Source organism: Vibrio sp. MarTm2, assembly GCF_027587055.1.
In the GTDB taxonomy this organism is placed as follows: Bacteria; Pseudomonadota; Gammaproteobacteria; order Enterobacterales; family Vibrionaceae; genus Vibrio; species Vibrio sinaloensis_D.
This window is the reverse complement of record NZ_JAPPTK010000034.1, coordinates 1-1,754: the sequence shown is the minus strand read 5'-3', so window position 1 is coordinate 1,754 and position 1,754 is coordinate 1. Positions and strand designations below refer to the sequence as shown.

At 41.7% G+C, this 1,754-nt stretch carries 2 protein-coding genes; both read right to left on the bottom strand.

What is annotated here, in order from left to right:
* Nucleotides 1-462: 462 nt before the first annotated feature.
* The gene (locus OH458_RS21885) at nucleotides 463-828 is read right to left on the bottom strand and encodes a VanZ family protein (protein ID WP_269979848.1); all 366 of its coding nucleotides are present in this window, start codon (nucleotides 826-828) and stop codon (nucleotides 463-465) included.
* 111 nt (nucleotides 829-939) lie between these two features.
* Nucleotides 940-1,578, bottom strand: a complete 639-nt coding sequence (locus tag OH458_RS21880) for a DJ-1/PfpI family protein (protein WP_269979847.1) — start codon at nucleotides 1,576-1,578, stop codon at nucleotides 940-942.
* Nucleotides 1,579-1,754: the final 176 nt, after the last annotated feature.

Below are 1,754 nucleotides of genomic sequence, written 5' to 3'. Positions count from 1 at the left end.
ATTCAAGAACCATAAAAGCCACTATGTTTCAGCCGAAGTTTCGACAACCACGAAATACAGACTTTCAGCAATAAAGTTGCTTTTGAGGAGGTGAAACGGAAAGCTGCAAACTTAAAGCGAGCACGAAAACCTCGATTGACTTGCCCTTTCCACACTTTGAGCCAGTGAAATTCACAACCAACCGACTATGAAAACCAATGAGGCAACCCGCAAACCTTGGCATGTTTTACGGCCAGAGAGATTCAAGGATTTGAGCCGACAATACCAAATTGCCGACTTAGAAAAAACGAATGCTCAAAGAGACCTAAGAAAATGAGAACAAAGAACTTTCCTGCCCGTCGCCTAACGCCGCGTTAAGTGGTGAACAACGCCAACCACCAAACCTAAGCCATTGTACCTTAAACACTAAAACTAATTTGAACCCAAGTCACCAAGCGTTGTGAATCCGCCTTAAACGCCTTGTTATTGCGATTTTTCCTTGAGGATCATCGACCGAGCAAAAGTCGCTATTAAGATACCTACCACTAGCCCTAAACCATTTGCACCTAAATCGAGCCATTCACCATAGCGATTTGCATATGGTTGAACTAACTCAATAACCCCACTACACGCTAAAAATCCTACTATTAGAAATAGCCACTTCTTGGGTCTAGCTAACGAAATTGGAAATGCCAAAGCCCCATAAGCAATGAAATGGTGAGTTTTGTCTGAACCAGGAACAGGAGGAAGACTTTCCACTGGATATAGAGACAAACCCGTGATTATAAGGGCTATTGCAATAGTAAATAGCAACCAATGGATTTGAACTAAATTTAATACAGATTTCAAGATACACTCCAAATCGCTATAACGCCGCGTTAAGGTGTGAGTACCGCAATGCCGAACTTTCTGCATTGCGCCTTAAACACCAAAACCAACGCAAATTAAAAATGCCAAGCGTTACGAATCACTCTTAAACGCTTTGTTATGCGAATTTTTCGACTCTGCTGACTGAATAGTTGTGGTAATGAGCTCTTCAAAAAGTTCTAACTGCCCGGCTGGAATTAATTGATTGTGAATAGTTTTTCGTTTACTTGAGTCAAACAGCCGTTCTGCTACCCAACCAATGAGATAAATCAGTGAAAGACAACCTCCTGCAGTGGCTATGTTACCTTCTACTACTAGAGGTAGATCCTTAACGTCTCCTCCCATCTTTTGTAGAACACCTTTAGCATCTGGATTGGTTGTTAATGGCTTACCTTTTAGTAAACCGAGCTCATGAAGGATAAATGAACCAGCACATATCGAGCCAATTAGCTGTCTATTTGGGTCAAGGCTCAACGCTGACATAAATTCAGCATCTTTCATCGCTGCTGGAATACCACGTTTACCACTAGTGATAAGAACGACATCTTGGTTCGTCACCTCTGAAATATGCCCGTCTGTTATAACTTTCATACCAAGGTGGGAATGATGTTCAGGTTTAGTTCCCAGTATGCTGACCGTCCAACTTTCGGTTGTTCTCCCAAGCAAATCGTACATAAGAAAAAAGTCTACATCTGTGAAATCATCAAATATAACAACGCCGACTTTGTACATAAATCTCTATTCCTTTCGCTGACCTCATAAATCGCATAACGCCGCGTTAAGTAGTGAGCGACGCCTTCACATAACCTAAACCATTGTGCCATAAACACAAAACTCAATTTGAACTGAGAATGCTATGCGTTGCGAATCTGCCTTAAACGCCTTGTTATGTGCTTACTCACTTGAGC